The following is an 18,907-nucleotide window of genomic DNA, read 5'->3' as shown; positions in this document are numbered from 1 at the left end:
AGCCACCTCGTTAATTAGTTGTTTTATGCCAGTATGTATTGATTACTTTACCAAGGATATAATATTCGTTGACACAGCCGTACTCCCTGGAGTCAATGCTGTCCGCTAAATTATCCCCTAATACAATATAACATTTTTCAGGCACAATTTGTTCCTTCATACCTTCCACTTTAAGCAGACTGCTGTAATCAGCAGGCCGCTTTGTCACCTGCTCCCCGTTAACAAAAACCTGACTATGATGAACTGCTATATAATCGCCCGGTGCTGCGATAATACGTTTGACGAATGTGTCATGGTCATTCAGCCTGAAGAAGATGATATCTTTAGACCGGAGAGGGAAAAAAACATCTTCAAGCAGATTGACGACAACCCTGTCACCAGAATGGAAATAAGGTTCCATGGACTTTCCTTCAATGACATAAGTAGTGATGATAAATGAACGGATGACAATAATTAAAACAAGACTTAAAATAATAAAGGTTAACCATTTTCTCATTATTTTTTACCTGTTTTTCTATTATAATAAGACTCCAGTTTTTTACCTGCCCACCATAGCAGAACGAGCAGCAGCACGACAAGCACGGCCTTGTCGGGCTGGGCGAAGAACGACTTAATATCTGCACCGATAAAACTGAGAATCAGCAGCATCACGGCTTTCCCGAGACCGACAGCCAGCAAATATTCCCGCTGTCTTATATTAGATAAAGCAGCTACGATATTGATGACGCTGGACGGTGTAAACGGAAAACAGAGCAGTATGAATAAGGGTATGACACCTCGGGCATTGACTGATTCAATGAAACGATGGACTTGCGGACGGTCCGTGAACTTCTTAATGAACTTTGTTTCAGAAAAATATCTGATGATGAGAAAAACCGCATAGGCACCTGTCATCGCACCGCTCCACGTCAACAAAAAGCCCGGGATGATCCCATAGGCGTTAGAATTAACCACGGCAAATACAACAAGCGGCAGCACTGGAAAGAAAGCTTCTAGAAATGGCAGAAGAAATGCAATAATAATGCCAAACGATTTAAATTTTTCAATCCAGCCCATCACAGAATCCTCTGATAAATAATGATGAACCCACTCTGTCATTACATAACCTACTTTAATATTTTTTTGTTATTGACTACCAGTTTAAACTATAAAGGCCAAAATAAAAAGAAAACCGCTATGCGGTTTTCTTTAAAGCTTAGTTATTCAGGCGTTCTTCAAGTTCTGCCTTTTTATCTTCATAACCTGGTTTACCGAGCAGTGCAAACATATTCTGTTTGTAGGCTTCAACACCAGGCTGATTGAACGGGTTGACCCCGAGGAGATAGCCGCTCATCGCACAGCTGAGTTCAAAGAAGTAGACAAGGTAACCGAATGTGTAAGCATCCTGCTTAGGAATCTCAACAACTAAGTTCGGCACACCGCCGTCTGTATGGGCAAGCAGTGTTCCCTGGAACGCCTTCGTATTGACATAATCCATCGTCCGTCCTGCAAGGAAGTTCAGACCATCCAGATCATTTTCCTCTTCTTCAATCGTAATATCTGCTCTCGGCTCTGCCACTTTGATGACCGTTTCAAATAAGTCGCGTCTTCCTTCCTGTACATACTGACCTAACGAATGAAGATCAGTTGAGAAGTTCGCACTTGACGGATAAATCCCTTTAAAGTCCTTGCCTTCTGATTCGCCGAACAGCTGCTTCCACCATTCATTGAACAGCTGCAGGCTCGGCTCATAGTTGATCAGCATTTCGATCGTATAGCCTTTATTGTAGAGAATATTGCGGATGGCAGCATACTGATAGCTGATATTATCTTCCAGCTCAGAAGAAGACAGATCATTTCTCGCATCTGCTGCCCCTGTCATCATCTGATCAATGTCAATTCCCGCTGCTGCAATCGGCAGAAGGCCGACAGCTGTCAGCACTGAATAACGGCCGCCGACGTCATCAGGCACGACGAATGTTTCATAGCCTTCTGTATCAGCAAGTGATTTCAATGCACCTTTTGCTTTGTCTGTTGTCGCATAAATACGTGATTTCGCTTCTTCTCTGCCGTACTTCTCTTCAAGCAGCTTCTTGAAGATTCTGAATGCCACTGCAGGTTCTGTCGTTGTCCCGGACTTAGAGATGACATTGATTGAGAAATCTTTGCCGTCGAGATACTTTATCAAGTCTGTTGTATAGGATGAAGATAACTGATGACCTGCAAAAATAATCTGCGGACGGCCTTCCTGCGGTGCGAAGTTATCAAATGAATTCGACAGCATTTCAATCGCTGCACGTGCGCCGAGATATGAGCCGCCAATGCCGATCACAAGCAGTACTTCACTATCTGATTTAATTTTCTCTGATGCTTTTTTAATGCGGTCAAACTCTTCTTTATCATAGTTTTCAGGTAAGTCCACCCAGCCTAAAAAGTCACTGCCCGCTCCACTGCCTTCGTGAATCGTATGATGTACATTTTTGACTAAATCTCTCACTTGGTCCATTTCGTGCTGACCAAAAAATGTCAGTGCTGTCTCATAATCAAATTTAATATGTGTCATGATTACCCTCCTGAATATCGTCTCACCATCATTTTACTCTATTACAGTAAAGTTCTCAATGAAACGCCTTGCTTAACCTGTTAAAAAGCAGGGCATCAGCACGCCCGACAATATTATTTCACTTTCTTTTCTTCGTTAATCCGTTTATAGACATCAGGATAATTGGTGAAAACACCGTCTACACCATAACTGTTCAACCGTCTCATGTCAGCTTCAGTGTTGACGGTGTATGGATGTACAAGCAATCCATATGAATGTAGTCGTTTTGTATTAGCTGCGGTCAAGTCTTTATAGTTCGGTCCGATTCCGACTACTAAATTCCGCAATGTTTTAAGCTGCTGATCCGTTAATGTATCAATAACACCTTTATCCGTCAGTTTCACTAATGGAATCGCTACATCCAGCTGATGCACTTTAATGAGACTGGCTGTAGAGAATGATTGAATAAGCACATGTCCTTTTTTCAGCTGATTCTTCTTCAATAGACCATGATGACTGAGCGTATTCAGCAGCGTTTCTTCCATCCCCGGATAAACTTCCGGTGATTTAGTTTCGATATAGTACTTCGCTTGCGTGCCATAGCGTGAAATCACTTCATCAAGTGTCGGTACTTTTAGCCCGACGTATTCCGAGCGTGCCTGTTCAGGATACTTTTCATTGAACCAGCTGCCGGCATCCAGTGCTTTAAGCTCAGCCAGTGTGTAATCTTTAACAAGCCCTGTACCATTAGTTGTCCGGTCAACAGTTTCATCATGCATGGCAACCAGCTGGCCATCTTTTGTCATCTGAAGATCGACTTCAATATAATCTGCGTTCATGTTAAAGTGGCTCATATCATAACTTGCGAATGTGTGCTCTGGCGCATAGCCGCTTGCACCTCGGTGAGCAATCACAGAGTGTATTTGTTTTTTTGCATCGACATACGGAGGGGTAACGAAAAGCCCGATTAAGCTGACAAGCATTAATGTGATGAGTTTCTTCATTTAAAATCCTCCTTGGCTATTTATTATGTATTACAGCATTATCATAACGAGTTACAACCCCTATATGTTTGTTTTCATCAATACTTAACTAATTTTACAGAGCCAAAATAAAAAAGACTCTAAAAAGATAGAGTCTTTACTTAAATTTAGTGTGCCAATTTATAGATTTCAATGACGTCCTCTTTATTCAATTTGTAGAAATTTCCGAACGGACCGTTGAACAATGTTTTATCCGCAAATACTTCAAAATCTGATTCAGGAATATCAAATTCACTCAAGCTTGACGGTGCACCGATAGCCTTCCAGTAATCAGTGATACCTGCTATGCCGGCCTTCACTTTTTCTTCCTGTGGTAATGATGCATCGACATCAAAGACATCTTCTGCAAACTGTGCGAAGCGTTCCGGTGACTTCCCGCTGACATATGTCATCCATGCCGGGAATAACACGGCAAGGCCTGCACCATGGGCAATATCATGAACGGCACTGACAGCATGCTCAATGTTGTGAGTCGCCCAGTCACCGTTATAGCCCATACGCATAAAGCCATTCAAAGCAACCGTCGCACCGATCATCAGTGTTTCGCGTGCTTCATAGTTTTCAGGCTCATCCTGCACGGCAAGACCTGCTTTCATAATTGCTTTCATCACACCTGCGATCATCGCATCACCGACGGCACTGTTGTCAGCTTCATTGAAATACTGTTCAAGCAGATGGCTCATAGAGTCAACGATGCCATTGACCGTCTGATTTTTCGGCAGTGTATACGTCACTTCCGGGTTAAGCAGTGAGAATTTAGGGAAGACTAGCGGTGAACCCCAGCCTAGTTTTTCATTCGTCTCCCAGTTCGTGATGACACTGCCTGAATTCATCTCAGAACCTGTTGCAGCAATCGTTAAAATCGTACCGAACGGCACAGCCGCTGTCGGTGTCACTTCACGAGTCACGATTTTCCATGGGTCTTCATCGATCGTGCTCGCAGCTGAAATCAGTTTCGTACCATCGATAACGCTGCCGCCGCCGATTGCAAGAATGAAGTCAATATTATTGTCCTTTACAAGCTGAACCCCTTTTTTCACAGTAGAAAGACGCGGGTTTGGTTCAATCCCTTCAAGTTCAAACACTTCAAATCCTTCAAGCAGGCCGATGACACGGTCATAAAGACCGGTGCGTTTAATACTGCCGCCGCCGTAAGTGATGAGTACTTTAGTACCTGATGTAAACTGGTTAATCATTGCCGGCAGCTTTTCAATACTGTCTTTACCGAAAACAAGTTGCGTCGGATTGTAGAATGTAAATGAATTCATAAATAACCTCCAATAGCTGATAGTCATAAGTGTATAGGTAATCGCAGCATGATTAAATTAATATGCTCACACCATTAAAAAACACACTCACATGAGGTGAGTGTGTTTAGCAGCTTATGCCCAGCCGCGGTAACGTGCAGCTTCTGCTGTACGTTTAATACCGACAATATAAGCAGCCAGTCTCATATCAATTTTACGATTTTCGGATAATGAATAAATAGTATCAAATGCTTTTACTAATTTTTCGCGTAATTTTTCGTTAACTTCTTCTTCTGTCCAGTAGTAACCTTGGTTGTTCTGAACCCATTCGAAGTAAGAAACTGTTACACCACCTGCACTTGCAAGTACGTCCGGTACAAGCAGGATGCCGCGGTCTGTCAGAATTTTTGTAGCTTCCATTGTTGTTGGACCGTTAGCCGCCTCTACAACGATATCCGCTTTAATATCATGCGCATTCTCTTCTGTAATCTGGTTAGAGATCGCAGCAGGGACAAGAATGTCACAATCTAACTCAAACAGTTCTTTATTAGTGATTGTATCTTCAAACAGATTCGTCACTGTACCGAAGCTGTCGCGACGGTCAAGCAGGTAATCAATATCAAGCCCGTTAGGATCATGCAGTGCACCGTGTGCGTCAGAGATACCGACAACTTTAGCACCAGCATCGTACAAGAATTTAGCAAGGAAGCTGCCGGCATTCCCGAAACCTTGAATGACGACACGAGAATCCTTCACTGTTTTACCACGGCGTTTCGCTGCTTCTTCAATAGCGATAACGACACCAAGAGCGGTAGAACGGTCACGACCTTGTGAACCACCCAGTACAATCGGCTTACCAGTGATAAACCCAGGAGAATTGAACTCATCCATTTTGCTGTATTCATCCATCATCCATGCCATAATCTGTGAGTTAGTGAAGACGTCCGGCGCCGGAATATCTTTTGTCGGCCCGACAATCTGAGAAATAGCACGTACGTAGCCGCGGCTCAAACGTTCTACTTCATGAATACTCATTTGACGTGGGTCACAGACGATACCGCCTTTACCACCACCGTAAGGTAAATCAACAATTCCACACTTCAATGTCATCCACATGGACAACGCTTTCACTTCATCTTCATCAACTTCCGGATGAAAACGTACGCCGCCTTTTGTCGGTCCGACAGCGTCATTATGCTGTGCTCTGTAACCTGTGAATGTTTTAACTGTCCCGTCATCCATACGGACTGGAATTCTAACTGTCAGCAAACGCATCGGTTCTTTGACTAATTCATACATACCTTCATCAAAGCCCAGCTTGTCCAATGCATCTTTAATAATTACTTGAGTTGATGATACTAAGTTTAAATGTTCCGTCATTATCCTCTTCGCCTCTTTTTAAAATAATTATTCGTTAACCATTGTAACACACTAAAGGTTAAATAAAATGGTCTAATTGATTTTTTGTAAACGCTATCAAATAATTATTTCGTGAATACTTTCTTAACCTGTTCGATTGCCCAGTCAAGATCTTCTTTAGAAATAACTAGTGGTGGTGCAAAACGAATGACTGTGTCATGAGTTTCTTTACACAGCAGTCCTAATTCTTTCAGCTGTTCACAGTATGGACGAGCATTCTCCGTTAATTCCACACCGATGAATAAGCCGCGTCCACGCACTTCTTTAATCACTGGGTTATCAATTTTCTTAAGTTCAGCTTTGAAGTATTCACCGAGTTCATTTGAACGTTCAGCAAGATTTTCGTCAAGAAGAACATCTAAAGCTGCAACAGATACGGCACATGCAAGCGGATTTCCACCGAATGTTGAACCGTGGGAACCTGCATTAAACACTTCAAGCACTTCTTTGTCAGCAAGCACACATGAAATCGGGAAGACACCGCCGCCTAATGCTTTGCCGAGAATGTACATGTCAGGTTCAACATCTTCCCAGCTTGTAGCGAAGAATTTACCAGAACGGCATAAGCCTGCCTGAATTTCATCTGCAATGAACAAAATGTTATTGTCATCACATAATTGACGTACTTCTTTCAGGAAACCTTCTGGCGGGATGATGATTCCTGCCTCCCCTTGAATCGGCTCAAGTAAGATGGCAGCTGTGTTAGGTGTGACTGCTGCTTTGATCTGCTCGATATCACCGAAATCAACTAATTTGAAACCACCAAGCAGCGGTCCGTAACCACGGCGGTATTCAGCTTCGCTTGACAATGATACAGCGGCCATCGTGCGTCCGTGGAAGTTCCCTTTCATCGCGATGATTTCCGCTTGATTATCGGCAACGCCTTTAACATCATATGCCCAGCGGCGCGCTGCTTTGATCGCAGTTTCCACTGCTTCAGCACCTGTGTTCATCGGCAGAGCCATTTCTTTGTTTGCTAACTTGCAGATTTTTTCATACCAAGGACCCAGCTGATCACTATGGAATGCACGAGATGTTAATGTCACGCGGTCCGCCTGATCTTTTAATGCCTGCACGATTTTTGGATGGCGGTGGCCCTGGTTCACTGCAGAGTAAGCAGACAGCATGTCCATATATTTATTGCCTTCTGGATCTTTAACCCAGACACCATCTGCCTCTGAAATTACGATTGGCAGCGGATGATAGTTCGGTGCGCCGTAATGGTTAGTCTGTTCGATGATTTCAGTTGATTTAGTCATTGTTATCCCCTTTTTCATTAAAACAGTAGTGCACCATGCACTACTGTCATTGATTATTGTATTACAGCATTTCTGAAGATGTTCTACCTTGCATGTGAAGCACTAAGTAATCCGGACCGCCGGCTTTAGAATCTGTACCAGACATTTTGAAACCACCGAATGGCTGATAGCCAACGATTGCGCCTGTACAGCCACGGTTGAAGTATAGGTTACCGACCATGAAATCACGGCGCGCTTCTTCTAAATGTTCGCGGTTGTTCGTGATGACAGCTCCTGTTAAACCATAATCCGTATCATTCGCAAATTTGATCGCTTCAGTGAAGTCTTTAGCTTTTGCGATGCCGACGACCGGACCGAAAATCTCTTCTTTCATGATGCGTGAATCATGTTTGACATCAACGAAGACTGTTGGATGGACAAAGTGACCTTCTTCTTCGTCAGTTGTTCCACCGACAAGCACTGTACCGCCATCTTCATTTTTACCGATTTCAATATATTCCTTAATTTTATTCAATGAATTTTCATCGATAACAGGACCCATGAAGTGTTCGTTTGTTTCAGGGTTACCTACTGTTAATTTTTCTGTTTTTTCCTTAACTTTAGCGATGACTTCATCGTATACATCCTCAAGGACGATTGCTCTTGAACATGCGGAACATTTCTGGCCGGAGAATCCGAATGCAGATTTAACGATTGCTTCAGCTGCAAGTTCTAAATCAGCTTCTGAGTCAACGACAATTGTATCTTTACCGCCCATTTCAGCGATGACGCGTTTTAAGTTTAACTGGCCTTCGTGAACTTTGGCAGCACGCTCGTAAATATGCACACCGACGTCGCGTGAGCCAGTGAATGAGATAAAGCGTGTATCAACGTGATCGACGATGAAGTCACCGATATCGCGTGATGAACCAGGGATAAAGTTAACAACCCCTTTAGGCATGCCCGCTTCTTCTAATACTTCCATAAATTTGTAGGCAACTACTAATGTGTTTGATGAAGGTTTTAATAACACAGTGTTACCTGTGACAAGCGGTGCTACAGTCGTACCCGCCATAATAGCGAATGGGAAGTTCCATGGTGAGATAACAACGCCGACACCTAACGGAATATAGTCATAGCGGTTGAATTCGCCTGGACGGCTCTCTACTTTGACGCCATCTTTAAGACGCAGCATTTCACGGCCGTAGAACTCAAGAAAGTCGATTGCTTCTGCAGTATCTGCATCAGCCTCATTCCATGGTTTCCCTGCTTCTTTAACCATCAGTGCTGAGAATTCAAATTTACGGCGGCGGATGATTGCTGCCGCACGGAATAAAATGTCAGCGCGAACAGTAGCAGACGATGATCTCCAAGTTTCGAACGTTGCTTTAGCTACTTCCATTGCTTGTTCAGCATGCTCCTGAGTCGCCTTAGATACGAAACCGATTGTTTCATCTTTTTTAGCGGGATTGTATGAACGTACTTTATCTTCAGTCATAATACGTTCGCCACCGATAATCAGTGGATAGTCCTGACCTAAGTAACCATTGACCGTTTCAAGACCTTTCTTCATTGCCTGCTGATTTTCTTCTACAGTGAAATCAGTGAATGGTTCATGCTTATATGGAATCATTATAGTACCTCCTTGAAATTGGGTTTTAAGAAAACCCTTACAACATCTATAATGAACAAAAAATGCACGAAGTTCAACCTTTTCACACATATTCAACCATAAAAATTTTTTATGCATATTTATGAATAAATCTAGCGCTTTCTACATTATTAATGCATAAAAATAACCTGTAAAAAGGAACGGTATCATTACCGCTCTTTTTTACAGGTCACTGTATACGTTCTGCACGCGCTACCCATTCCGGCAGTTTCTGCTTCAACGACTCGAACCCTATGGCATCTGTCTGATTCAATTCCTCAAGCACAGATTTCTTTTCTTTTTTCCGTTCATGACGCTTAAAGTAGTCATTTTCCTTTAACGATAAATTAAGCTTACCATCTTCTGACACATCAATCACTTTCGCTTTGACAATCTGGCCGACTGTCAGAAAAAGGTTTAAGTTATGAATATAATCGTTCATCACTTCAGAAATATGAATTAAGCCTTCTACATGATCGGGGGTTTCAACAAAGGCACCATACGGCTGAATACCAGTTACTTTGACTTTAATGAACTGGCCTTTTTTGTACTTATTCTTCACTGCCATGCCCCTCCTCATTATTAATAAACTAAGTTTACCATAATGAGTGGCAATGACCTAACATTCTATAACTTACATTGCATATTTAAAGTGGCCACACGGTCCAGCAGAAGGTGAATCTCTTCTGCAGGTATATATTGGTCAAAACTGAAGTGATAGACATGCTGGATACGCTTCACCGTTTCATCGCGGACATCAGTCTGATGAATGATGTCCATGCAGTCATAGACTTCCTGGTCGCCCATCGATGCGTCCTCAAACTTCATCGGGTTCCAGTCAGCTATCAGTTTGTAAAGTTCGATATTAAATTCAGCGTTCATTATACAGTTCTCCGCTTTCCAGACGTTTCATGACTTCCTCTTCGAACGCTTTCATCTTCGCTTCTTCACGAACCGAGTGACGTTTGAAAAGGCGATAAGCTATATAAGCAAGCAGCATAAAGCATAATAATGTAATACTTGCCGGGATGTACTCCATTTTATTTTCTGGGAAGTATAGAAAATCCATCATTGTTTATCACGCTCCTAATCTATCAAATTATAGCATGATGAAAATATAAAAAAATCAATAAGTCATGAACATTTCATGACTTATTGATGCAATGGACTACTTGATAATATTAATTGTTTCGATAGTGACATCTTCAACCGGTTTATCCTGCGGGCCGACTTTAACATCAGCGATCGCTTCTAATACATCCAGTCCTTCAATCACTTGTCCGAACACGGTATGCTTCTGGTCAAGCCATGGTGTACCGCCGCGTTCTGCATAGGCATCGACAACTTCTTCAGGCCAGCCGCCCTGCTTTAACTGTGACAGCATCTGCGCCGGAACCTGTTTCATCTGGACGATGAAGAACTGAGAACCATTCGTATTCGGGCCGGCATTTGCCATAGACAATGCCCCGTAAAGATTGAAGGCATTCATTGAGAACTCATCTTCAAATGAATCGCCGTAAATACTTTCGCCGCCCATTCCTGTACCGGTCGGGTCGCCGCCTTGAATCATAAAGTCATTGATCACGCGGTGGAAAGTAATGCCTTCATAATAACCCTGCTCAGCGAGCTGAATGAAATTGGCAACCGTCTTCGGTGCAATTTCAGGGAACAATTTAATTTTCATTGTCCCTTTTGATGTAACCATGTCAACGACACGTTCGTTTTCTGATATTTCTGTATTTAATTGCGGAAAATTAGTCATGATAACTGCTCCTTCATGATATGATAAGTACCATAATATATTAACACAAAAGGATGACGAACATGTATTATCAACTTTCATTTAAAACGGGACGCTATATTGTAGAAAAAGTAAGTGATCATCCGAACGGCGTGGTTGTTAAAGTCACTGCCGTTCTTATTCATCCCAAGCAGGGAGATCTGCATCATCCTCATGAGACTGAAGTGTTCTTCCATGAACGAAAAGCACTGGCTCAGTACGAAAAGCGCATTGTCAGCCCTAATCTTCTGAAGCCATATGACGATGCGGTCCCTGCTTATGAAGCCTCACTTTACAAGGCAGTCACTGCAATGGAGGAAAAACTGGCAGCAGAACCCACTTCTTTTAACCAGCTTGCCCTGCAGAAAATGCAGTCGCTGAAAAAAGAATATGCGCATTATTACGGGATAAAATTTGACGATTTTTCGAACAATGAAGGATAAATCAAGTGCTTTCTTCTTATTTAAGAACACCCGCTCACTAGTGCCCGGGCAACAGCTTATCGCATTTAAAGCGTTGCAGATTTTCTGTATACTTAATTTATTGAAGGAGGTCTTTCATGAGTTTATTACATTTAGCCGTCAGTCTGCCGTTTCTCGGCGCCCTACTTATCCCGCTGATACATTATTATAATAAACGGATTCATCCGGGTTATTTTGCACTGCTTGTTCCTGTGGCAGCCGCTGTACTGTTGTTGATGAGCGGCCAAGTCAGTCAATCAGTCAAATGGATGCCGCGCATCGGCTTGAATCTGGATTTCAGAATGGATGGTATCAGCCTGTTGTTCTGTCTGCTGATTACTGTCATCGGTGCACTCGTTGTCTTTTACTCCATCCATTATTTAAGCAGCCGTGAGCAGCTCGGTCATTTTTATACGTATCTGCTGCTGTTTATGGGTGCTATGCTCGGCGTTGTGCTCAGTGACAATGTTCTGTCGCTCTATCTGTTCTGGGAGCTGACAAGCATCTCGAGCTTTCTGTTGATTGCATTCTGGCATCATAAGGAGAAATCACTGCAAGGTGCTCTGAAGTCGATGCTGATCACTGTGTTCGGCGGCCTGATGCTGCTCGGAGGTCTGCTGACCTTAGTGTCTATTGCCCATACATTCAGTATCAGGGAAATGGTGATGCAGGCAGATGTGCTGCAGCAGTCTCCATTATTTACGACTGCCATGGTATTCATATTGCTTGCAGCATTCACAAAGTCAGCGCAGTTTCCGTTCCATATCTGGCTGCCTGATGCGATGGAAGCACCGACACCTGTCAGTGCTTATCTGCACTCTGCGACTATGGTGAAGGCCGGTGTTTATTTAATTGCACGGTTCACACCGCTCTTTGCACTGTCAGCACAATGGATTTACATTGTGACTTTTATCGGGGCAATTACGTTGTTCTGGGCATCGTTCAATGCAGTGAAACAGCAGGACTTAAAAGGCGTTCTTGCCTACAGCACGATCAGTCAGCTCGGACTGATGATGACACTGCTTGGTGTCGGCGGTCTCGGCGTCTATTATAATAACCAGCCGGTCTTCTATGCAGCGATTGCCGCCTGCGTCTTCCATATTTTCAACCATGCCTCATTCAAAGGGGCACTGTTTATGGTCGTCGGTATTATCGATCATGAGACAGGCACGCGCGATCTCAAAAAACTGTCCGGCCTGCTGCAGCTGATGCCTGTTACGTTTACCGCCGCTATCATCGGCGCACTCAGCATGGCCGGTGTACCGCCGTTCAACGGCTTTCTGTCTAAAGAGATGTTTCTGACGAGCATGTTTGACAGTAAGAGCGGCCTGTTCCATGGACCGTCGCTCGTACTGCTGCTGTCACTTGTTATCATCGGCAGCCTGTTGACGTTCATCTACTCTGTGAAACTGCTCAAAGACCTCTTTTTCGGTGGTCCGCCGTCGGTAGACAAACATGTCCACGAGGCACCGCTGTTATTGCTGTTGTCTCCTTTACTGATGGTTACTGTCGTTGTCTTCACCGGATTATTCCCGAATATACTGACGCCAATGATCGACAGTGCAGGACAGGCCATCTTGAACAAACATGTGGCACCGCTGCATATTTCACACTGGCATGGTGTTAACCCTGCATTGGTGACAACACTGCTGATTTTTGCGGCAGGTACGGTGCTCATCTTCACTTACCAGCAGTGGGCACCTATCTATTCAGTGCAGCGCCCGAACTGGACATTCAATTACGTTTACGAGAAACTACTGGCGGCCGCTGAATCCATTTCCTACCGTCTTAACAACAAGGTGATTACTGCCGGTATCCGCAGCCATTTACTGCTGGTCTTCAGTGCTTTAATCGTGATGACTGTCGTCCTGCTGCTGCAGGCACCGCTCAATTTCGGCAGCTGGCACTTATCAGAAGTCCGTTCGTTTGAACTGATTCTTGTCGTTCTGATATTGATTGCGACCTTTATGGTGATTGTCGCGAAGTCCCGTCTATTCAGTATTATTATGCTGAGTGCCATCGGTTATGCCGTCGGTCTGTTCTTCGTCTTCTTCAATGCGCCTGACTTAGCGCTTACACAGTTGACGATTGAAACGATTTCCACCGCATTATTTCTGATGTGCTTCTATCATCTGCCGAAGCTGTCACGCTACGAGGAGACCATGCCATTCAAACTGACTAATGCAGTGATTGCGGTCGGTGTCGGGGCTGTTGTGACCGTCATTGCACTGATGGCTTACGGCCATCGCTTTTCACCGTCCATCACTGAATATTACATTAAACATGTGTATGACCTGGCTCACGGTAAAAACATGGTCAACGTCATTCTCGTTGATTTCCGGGGCTTTGACACATTGTTTGAATCGACTGTACTCGGCATTGCCGGCATCGGCATCTATACATTGATTAAATTGCGGGACAGCAAGGAGGTCAATCATGAACAAACAAAGAAATGATGTTATTTTTCAATTCTGTACTTTAATTGTGTTTTTCATCATCTTCATGTTCAGCCTCTCCATCTTTCTGGGAGGTCATTATACACCGGGTGGTGGATTTGTCGGCGGTCTGCTCGTTGCAGGTGCTTTGCTGCTTGTTTTGATCGCCTATGACATTAAAACGCTGGAAAGTATACTACCAATAGACTTTAAGAAAGTCATAGCGGTCGGTCTCACTTTCTGCTATGCCACACCTTTAATTGCAGTGCTGCTCGGCAGACCATTTTTCACACACTTTTCCGGCGACCTGCATTTACCGCTGTTCGGCGCTGTGCACTGGCATACAGCCATGCTGTTTGACCTCGGTGTTATGCTCGCTGTCATCGGGACAACAATGACAATTATTCTGACGATAGGAGAGAATGAATAATGGAAGTGATCATGATTATATTGAGCGGCATTTTAATTGCTGCAAGTGTCTATCTCATCCTTTCTAGAAGCCTGCTCAGAATTATTATCGGGACATCTATTCTCACTCATGCGGTTAATTTACTGCTCCTGACGATGGGCGGTCTGAAAGAGGGGGCCATCCCTATTTATGATAAGCATATTGCGCGTTATGTGGATCCAATCCCGCAGGCCCTGATACTGACAGCTATTGTCATCAGCTTTGCTGTCACTGCCTTCTTCCTTGTACTGGCATTCAGAAGTTACAAGGAGCTCGGGACAGATAATATGTCGATGATGAAAGGAGTACCGGATGATAAGTAATCTATTAGTGTTTCCTGTGATTATTCCTGCTATTTTTTCACTTATTCTCATTTTCATCGGTAAGCGGCTGCTTATAAAGCGTATGGTTGTGCTGCTGGGTGCTGTCGTCACTACTTTGTTTGCAGCGCTTAATCTCTGGCATATCATTAAACACGGTATTCAGTTTCTTGAGCTCGGCAGCTGGCCCATCCCTTACAGTATTACACTGACCGTCGATCAGCTGTCAGCATCATTTGTGTTCATGACGTCATTACTGACTTGTCTAGTCATTATCTATTCCTACCAATCTATCGGTGTTGAACGGGAGCGCTATTACTACTACGCTTCACTGCTGTTTATGCTGACTGGTTTGAACGGTGCTTTTTCCACAGGAGATATTTTCAACTTATTTGTCTTCTTTGAAGTGTTTCTGATGAGCTCTTATGTATTGATGATTATCGGCGGTACAAAGATTCAGCTGCAGGAAAGTATTAAGTATATTTTAGTGAATGTCATCTCGTCATCGTTCTTTGTACTGGCGATAGCGATGCTGTATTCCGTTGTCGGTTCATTGAATATGGCAGATATCAGTGTGAAGCTCTCCGGACAGGAAAATCAGCCGATTATCGTGCTCTGTGCTATTCTCTTTATTTTTGTCTTTGCGACAAAAGCCGGGATGTTCCCCTTTTACTTCTGGCTGCCAGGGGCTTATTACGCACCGCCGATTCCGATTTTGACGATGTTCGGTGCACTGCTCACCAAAGTCGGCATTTATGCGATTATGCGGACTTATACTTTATTCTTTCCGACACACATCGTCGGCACATTCATTATGGTCATTGCACTGCTGACGATTATTTTCGGCTGTATAGGTGCTCTCGCCTATTACGATATGAAGAAAGTGATCATTTATAACATTATGATTGCGGTCGGTGTCATTCTGACCGGTGTCAGCCTGCTGTCCACTGACGGTATGCTCGGTGCGATTTATTATATCTTCAATGACATATTGATTAAAGCCGCATTATTCATGCTGGTCGGTGTTATCATTCATATGACAGGAGAAACTCAGTCGAACAGACTCGGCGGTATGATTAAAGATTATCCGGTGCTCGGCTGGACGTTTTTCATCGCAGCACTGTCGCTTGCAGGCATCCCTCCGCTCAGCGGCTTTTACGGTAAGTATTATATTGTTAAAGCGGCTCTTGCTGACGGTCATACGTTTGCAGCAGTTATCATTCTGCTGAGCAGCCTCATTGTGCTCTACTCCATCATCCGTATGTTCATTCACGTGTTCTGGGGTAACCCGGTCACAGTGACACCTGTCAAACCGTACCGCAGAATGCTGGTTGTCAGTGTCATCGCAACATGTCTCGCTGTCGCTTTCGGATTATACGCTGACCAGCTCTATCCGCTGTTTCATCAAGCAGCCCTCACCTTGACAGAGCCGTCCCATTACACACAAATAATGGAGGTGAACTAATGGCAGTACAGTTTCTGATCAATCTGTCCCTGACACTGCTCTGGTGCTTGATTACAATGAGCTTTTCTTTCGGCAACATTGTTCTCGGATTTTTGTTCGGGCTGTTCGCTGTTTTCGTCATGCGTCCTTTCCTGCCCGGACGCTTCTATTTACGGCCGCTTGTGAAAAGCATCCGGCTTTGTATCATTTTTATTATTGAGTTAGTGAAAGCAAACGTCCAAGTATTTAAAATTGTCCTCTCAAAAGAAATTGACATTTCACCGGCGTTTTTTGCCTATCCGACAGAATTGACGAAAGACTGGGAAATTTCATTGCTGTCACAGATGATTACTTTAACGCCCGGCACAGTCGTTGTGGCTGTCAGCAATGACCGTAAGACTTTATATATTCATGCGATTAATTTCTCGAATCTGGAAGATGAGATAGAGGGTATCCGCTCCTCATTTGAAGCGGCTATTAAGGAGGTTGGTATTAGATGACGATTATTGTAGTGATAGCGCTTATTGTTGTCGTTGTCAGCATGTTCGGCTTTTTGTACCGCGCTGTCAAAGGGCCGAGTGTTGCTGACCGTGTAGTTGCTCTTGATGCGCTCGGCATCTCTCTCATGGCTGTCATTGCGCTGTTTTCAATCTTATTGAACACCACGCATTATATCAGTATTATGATGCTGCTTGCCATACTCTCATTCCTCGGGACCGTATCATTCGCGAAATTTATGGATAAAGGAGAGATCATCGAATATGATCGACATCATCGTCAATAGTGCCGCCATGATTTTCATAATCCTCGGTGCTCTGCTAAGCTTCGCCAGTGCACTGGGTCTATATAGACTGCCTGACGTCTATACGCGTGCCCATGCTGCCAGTAAGGCATCAACGCTCGGAGTCATGTGTATTATATCCGGGGTGCTGCTGTTCTTCATCGGTAAAGATCATCAGTTTCAGCCGTCCCTGCTGCTGGCTATTCTGTTCATTTTCCTTACCGGTCCAATCGGCGGCCATCTTATTATGCGGAGTGCCTACTATACAGGTACACCTTATACAAAGAAGACCGTGAGAGATGATCTAAAAGATGCAAAATAGCTTAAACAAAGAAGAGTCCAGAATATCCTGGACTCTTCTTTGTTATCTTAATGTTTTGACGGCGACTGTGCACCGTGCAACTGACAGCAGCCGGTCATTATCATCGTAAACTTTAATATCCCATACATGGGTCGTCTTCCCTTGATGCAGAATCTCACCGACTGCTTTCACTCTGCCGGAGCGGACAGATGAGATATGATTGGCATTGATTTCAAGACCTAGTCCAAGCTCTTTGTCAAGGTCGATTAAATCTGCTGTCCCCATAGATGCGACTGTCTCACTTAAGGCGACACTCGCACCACCGTGCAGGTAACCGAACGGCTGCCTGACTTTATGAGTGACAGGCATGCTGATCACGAGTCTCCCTGGTGCTCTTTCTTCTATCTTCATCTCAAACTGCGTCAGCAGACTGTCTGTTGTAAATAACTCCATGAAATCCATTGTATTTCCCCTTTTTGACTATAATACCATAGCCGCGATAAAGCCGAATATAATAAGAGGAATATTAAATAACATGAATGTCGGGACACATGTATCCCAGATGTGATTATGCTGGCCGTCCATATTTAATCCGGCTGTCGGTCCAAGCGTTGAATCACTTGCCGGACTGCCTGCATCACCTAGTGCACCAGCTGTACCGATAATACTGATGATAGCAAGACTTGATAACCCCATGGCATCACCGAAAGGAATAAACAGGGCAGCGATGATCGGCACTGTTGCAAATGACGATCCGATACCAAGCGTGACAACCAGGCCGACAATCAGCATGAACATCACACCCAGCGCTTTATTACCACCGGTTAAGTGGACCATTTCTTTTACAAGAGAAGTCACTTGACCCGATTCTGTCATGACATGCGCAAAGCCATTAGCCGCCAGCATGACGACACCTATATACGCCATTATTTTAATACCTGTCGTTAATTCATCATCCATTGTCTGCCAGTTGAACACGCCAGAGAGAAAGAAAATCAGTATGCCGGCAAGTGCGCCGAAGATCATCGATTCTGTCGTCAGCTGCACAATAAATGTAGCGAGAATAGCGGCAACCGTCACAAAAACTGTATAAGGCTTGATGTCCTTCGCCTTAAATGTTTCTTCTGCAACGACTGTATGATATTCTCTTGGCTTTCTATAAATAATAAGACCGAGAATCAGCCCGACAACAAAACCGAGCGATGGAATGACCATTGCTTTCCATATATCATCAAACTGGATGGTATACCCTACTTGGTCAAACCCTTTTTTAATAATTTCGTGAAAAATGTGGCCAAAGCCAAAAGGCAGTAAGACGTAAGGAAAACATAAACCGAAAGTCAGCATTACAGCGATCATCCGTCTGTCCATCTTCAGCTCATTGAACAGGCTGAGCAGCGGCGGGATAATAATCGGAATAAACGCGATGTGGACAGGAATCAGGTTTTGTGACATACAGGCAAGCAGCGTCAGTGAGAAAATGATGACAATTTTTGTCACTGTCCGTGTCTTTACAGTGCTGTCGACACGAATCATATTGATGATCTTACCGACAAAGTAATCAGTAATTCCACTGTAGGAGATCAGTGCAGCAAATCCACCGAGCAGTGCATAACTCAGCGCCACTTCCGACCCTGCACCGATTCCTTCAGTAAAGACAGTGATCGTATGATTCAAACCCATCCCTGCACTCAATCCGCCGACTAATGCACCGACAAATATGGCAAGAACGACGTTTAACCGGCATAAACTTAAAATAATCATGACTAATACTGCTAGTAATACTGCATTCATATAAAAACTCCAATCCTTTAGCTT

General features: G+C 43.9%; 22 protein-coding genes. 8 read left to right on the top strand and 14 right to left on the bottom strand.

The genetic code is table 11. The features are described from left to right. Nucleotides 1-10 precede the first annotated feature (10 nt). The 12 genes from lepB to KFV11_RS03375 all read right to left on the bottom strand — a co-directional run bounded on the left by lepB (nt 11) and on the right by KFV11_RS03375 (nt 10,881). A complete protein-coding gene (gene lepB / locus KFV11_RS03430; protein WP_149458120.1) occupies nt 11-496 on the bottom strand; it encodes a signal peptidase I in 486 nt (161 codons plus the stop codon). Beyond that, a complete protein-coding gene (locus KFV11_RS03425; RefSeq protein ID WP_149458119.1) occupies nt 496-1,098 on the bottom strand; it encodes a TVP38/TMEM64 family protein in 603 nt (200 codons plus the stop codon). The genes lepB and KFV11_RS03425 overlap by 1 nt, the downstream gene beginning before the upstream one ends. Nucleotides 1,099-1,195: 97 nt before the next feature. Next, nucleotides 1,196-2,542, bottom strand: a complete 1,347-nt coding sequence (locus tag KFV11_RS03420) for a glucose-6-phosphate isomerase (RefSeq protein WP_254250350.1) — start codon at nt 2,540-2,542, stop codon at nt 1,196-1,198. A 113-nt stretch (nt 2,543-2,655) separates the two neighbouring features. Beyond that, nucleotides 2,656-3,525 (bottom strand): glycerophosphodiester phosphodiesterase, encoded by an 870-nt coding sequence (locus KFV11_RS03415; RefSeq protein WP_254250349.1) that lies wholly within the window; start codon nt 3,523-3,525, stop codon nt 2,656-2,658. Between the two features lie 146 nt (nt 3,526-3,671). Continuing rightward, complete coding sequence (locus tag KFV11_RS03410) at nt 3,672-4,832, bottom strand: iron-containing alcohol dehydrogenase (RefSeq protein WP_149458116.1); 1,161 nt, start codon at nt 4,830-4,832, stop codon at nt 3,672-3,674. A 114-nt stretch (nt 4,833-4,946) separates the two neighbouring features. Next, nucleotides 4,947-6,191 (bottom strand): Glu/Leu/Phe/Val family dehydrogenase, encoded by a 1,245-nt coding sequence (locus KFV11_RS03405; protein ID WP_149458115.1) that lies wholly within the window; start codon nt 6,189-6,191, stop codon nt 4,947-4,949. Nucleotides 6,192-6,295: 104 nt separating this feature from the next. After that, nucleotides 6,296-7,489, bottom strand: coding sequence for an ornithine--oxo-acid transaminase (locus KFV11_RS03400; RefSeq protein ID WP_149458114.1), 1,194 nt, complete (start codon nt 7,487-7,489; stop codon nt 6,296-6,298). A gap of 61 nt (nt 7,490-7,550) precedes the next feature. Then, nucleotides 7,551-9,101 carry an L-glutamate gamma-semialdehyde dehydrogenase gene (gene pruA / locus KFV11_RS03395; RefSeq protein WP_149458113.1) on the bottom strand — a complete coding sequence of 517 codons (1,551 nt, stop codon included), beginning with the start codon at nt 9,099-9,101 and terminating at the stop codon, nt 7,551-7,553. Between the two features lie 208 nt (nt 9,102-9,309). Then, nucleotides 9,310-9,681, bottom strand: a complete 372-nt coding sequence (gene ygs / locus KFV11_RS03390; RefSeq protein WP_149458340.1) for a S1 domain-containing post-transcriptional regulator Ygs — start codon at nt 9,679-9,681, stop codon at nt 9,310-9,312. Nucleotides 9,682-9,746: 65 nt separating this feature from the next. Beyond that, on the bottom strand, nt 9,747-10,001 hold the full coding sequence (locus KFV11_RS03385; protein WP_254250348.1) for a DUF1871 family protein: 255 nt from the start codon (nt 9,999-10,001) through the stop codon (nt 9,747-9,749). Further along, nucleotides 9,991-10,191, bottom strand: a complete 201-nt coding sequence (locus KFV11_RS03380) for a hypothetical protein (protein WP_149458111.1) — start codon at nt 10,189-10,191, stop codon at nt 9,991-9,993. Before KFV11_RS03380 ends, KFV11_RS03385 begins: the two co-directional genes overlap by 11 nt. 96 nt (nt 10,192-10,287) lie before the next feature. After that, nucleotides 10,288-10,881 (bottom strand): peptidylprolyl isomerase, encoded by a 594-nt coding sequence (locus KFV11_RS03375; RefSeq protein ID WP_149458110.1) that lies wholly within the window; start codon nt 10,879-10,881, stop codon nt 10,288-10,290. A gap of 62 nt (nt 10,882-10,943) precedes the next feature. Here KFV11_RS03375 and kapB point away from each other — a divergent pair, with 62 nt between their 5' ends. The 8 genes from kapB to mnhG all read left to right on the top strand — a co-directional run bounded on the left by kapB (nt 10,944) and on the right by mnhG (nt 17,110). Continuing rightward, nucleotides 10,944-11,342, top strand: a complete 399-nt coding sequence (gene kapB / locus KFV11_RS03370; protein ID WP_149458109.1) for a sporulation phosphorelay system protein KapB — start codon at nt 10,944-10,946, stop codon at nt 11,340-11,342. A gap of 116 nt (nt 11,343-11,458) precedes the next feature. Further along, the gene (locus tag KFV11_RS03365) at nt 11,459-13,816 is read left to right on the top strand and encodes a Na+/H+ antiporter subunit A (RefSeq protein WP_254250347.1); all 2,358 of its coding nucleotides are present in this window, start codon (nt 11,459-11,461) and stop codon (nt 13,814-13,816) included. After that, complete coding sequence (locus tag KFV11_RS03360) at nt 13,797-14,225, top strand: Na(+)/H(+) antiporter subunit B (protein ID WP_149458107.1); 429 nt, start codon at nt 13,797-13,799, stop codon at nt 14,223-14,225. The genes KFV11_RS03365 and KFV11_RS03360 overlap by 20 nt, the downstream gene beginning before the upstream one ends. Beyond that, nucleotides 14,225-14,566 (top strand): Na(+)/H(+) antiporter subunit C, encoded by a 342-nt coding sequence (locus KFV11_RS03355; protein ID WP_149458106.1) that lies wholly within the window; start codon nt 14,225-14,227, stop codon nt 14,564-14,566. The genes KFV11_RS03360 and KFV11_RS03355 overlap by 1 nt, the downstream gene beginning before the upstream one ends. Next, a complete protein-coding gene (locus tag KFV11_RS03350; RefSeq protein WP_254250346.1) occupies nt 14,556-16,028 on the top strand; it encodes a Na+/H+ antiporter subunit D in 1,473 nt (490 codons plus the stop codon). The genes KFV11_RS03355 and KFV11_RS03350 overlap by 11 nt, the downstream gene beginning before the upstream one ends. Continuing rightward, entirely contained in the window at nt 16,028-16,507 is a 480-nt protein-coding gene (locus tag KFV11_RS03345; RefSeq protein ID WP_149458104.1) for a Na+/H+ antiporter subunit E, read from the top strand. The genes KFV11_RS03350 and KFV11_RS03345 overlap by 1 nt, the downstream gene beginning before the upstream one ends. Further along, nucleotides 16,504-16,791 carry a Na(+)/H(+) antiporter subunit F1 gene (locus KFV11_RS03340; protein ID WP_149458103.1) on the top strand — a complete coding sequence of 96 codons (288 nt, stop codon included), beginning with the start codon at nt 16,504-16,506 and terminating at the stop codon, nt 16,789-16,791. The genes KFV11_RS03345 and KFV11_RS03340 overlap by 4 nt, the downstream gene beginning before the upstream one ends. Then, on the top strand, nt 16,769-17,110 hold the full coding sequence (gene mnhG, locus KFV11_RS03335; RefSeq protein WP_254250345.1) for a monovalent cation/H(+) antiporter subunit G: 342 nt from the start codon (nt 16,769-16,771) through the stop codon (nt 17,108-17,110). The genes KFV11_RS03340 and mnhG overlap by 23 nt, the downstream gene beginning before the upstream one ends. 42 nt (nt 17,111-17,152) lie before the next feature. Here the strand turns inward: mnhG and KFV11_RS03330 are convergent, their stop codons facing one another. Then, nucleotides 17,153-17,542, bottom strand: coding sequence for a hotdog fold thioesterase (locus tag KFV11_RS03330; RefSeq protein WP_170234509.1), 390 nt, complete (start codon nt 17,540-17,542; stop codon nt 17,153-17,155). Between the two features lie 27 nt (nt 17,543-17,569). After that, entirely contained in the window at nt 17,570-18,883 is a 1,314-nt protein-coding gene (locus KFV11_RS03325; RefSeq protein WP_254250344.1) for a Na+/H+ antiporter family protein, read from the bottom strand. Nucleotides 18,884-18,907 lie beyond the last annotated feature (24 nt).

This window comes from Macrococcus equipercicus, assembly GCF_024205945.1.
In the GTDB taxonomy this organism is placed as follows: Bacteria; Bacillota; Bacilli; order Staphylococcales; family Staphylococcaceae; genus Macrococcus; species Macrococcus equipercicus.
The sequence above is the reverse complement of the archived record's forward strand: the minus strand, read 5'-3'. Positions and strand labels throughout refer to the sequence as shown.

Coding starts and splice junctions, on each gene's coding strand:
- KFV11_RS03405 (WP_149458115.1), bottom strand. CDS start 6,191: ATGACGGAACATTTAAACTTAGTATCATCAACTCAAGTAATTATTAAA.
- KFV11_RS03380 (WP_149458111.1), bottom strand. CDS start 10,191: ATGATGGATTTTCTATACTTCCCAGAAAATAAAATGGAGTACATCCCG.
- KFV11_RS03425 (WP_149458119.1), bottom strand. CDS start 1,098: ATGACAGAGTGGGTTCATCATTATTTATCAGAGGATTCTGTGATGGGC.
- KFV11_RS03345 (WP_149458104.1), top strand. CDS start 16,028: ATGGCAGTACAGTTTCTGATCAATCTGTCCCTGACACTGCTCTGGTGC.
- KFV11_RS03400 (WP_149458114.1), bottom strand. CDS start 7,489: ATGACTAAATCAACTGAAATCATCGAACAGACTAACCATTACGGCGCA.
- KFV11_RS03360 (WP_149458107.1), top strand. CDS start 13,797: ATGAACAAACAAAGAAATGATGTTATTTTTCAATTCTGTACTTTAATT.
- KFV11_RS03325 (WP_254250344.1), bottom strand. CDS start 18,883: ATGAATGCAGTATTACTAGCAGTATTAGTCATGATTATTTTAAGTTTA.
- KFV11_RS03420 (WP_254250350.1), bottom strand. CDS start 2,542: ATGACACATATTAAATTTGATTATGAGACAGCACTGACATTTTTTGGT.
- KFV11_RS03350 (WP_254250346.1), top strand. CDS start 14,556: ATGATAAGTAATCTATTAGTGTTTCCTGTGATTATTCCTGCTATTTTT.
- KFV11_RS03385 (WP_254250348.1), bottom strand. CDS start 10,001: ATGAACGCTGAATTTAATATCGAACTTTACAAACTGATAGCTGACTGG.
- KFV11_RS03375 (WP_149458110.1), bottom strand. CDS start 10,881: ATGACTAATTTTCCGCAATTAAATACAGAAATATCAGAAAACGAACGT.
- mnhG (WP_254250345.1), top strand. CDS start 16,769: ATGATCGACATCATCGTCAATAGTGCCGCCATGATTTTCATAATCCTC.
- lepB (WP_149458120.1), bottom strand. CDS start 496: ATGAGAAAATGGTTAACCTTTATTATTTTAAGTCTTGTTTTAATTATT.
- KFV11_RS03355 (WP_149458106.1), top strand. CDS start 14,225: ATGGAAGTGATCATGATTATATTGAGCGGCATTTTAATTGCTGCAAGT.
- KFV11_RS03330 (WP_170234509.1), bottom strand. CDS start 17,542: ATGGAGTTATTTACAACAGACAGTCTGCTGACGCAGTTTGAGATGAAG.
- KFV11_RS03365 (WP_254250347.1), top strand. CDS start 11,459: ATGAGTTTATTACATTTAGCCGTCAGTCTGCCGTTTCTCGGCGCCCTA.
- pruA (WP_149458113.1), bottom strand. CDS start 9,101: ATGATTCCATATAAGCATGAACCATTCACTGATTTCACTGTAGAAGAA.
- KFV11_RS03415 (WP_254250349.1), bottom strand. CDS start 3,525: ATGAAGAAACTCATCACATTAATGCTTGTCAGCTTAATCGGGCTTTTC.
- KFV11_RS03410 (WP_149458116.1), bottom strand. CDS start 4,832: ATGAATTCATTTACATTCTACAATCCGACGCAACTTGTTTTCGGTAAA.
- kapB (WP_149458109.1), top strand. CDS start 10,944: ATGTATTATCAACTTTCATTTAAAACGGGACGCTATATTGTAGAAAAA.
- KFV11_RS03340 (WP_149458103.1), top strand. CDS start 16,504: ATGACGATTATTGTAGTGATAGCGCTTATTGTTGTCGTTGTCAGCATG.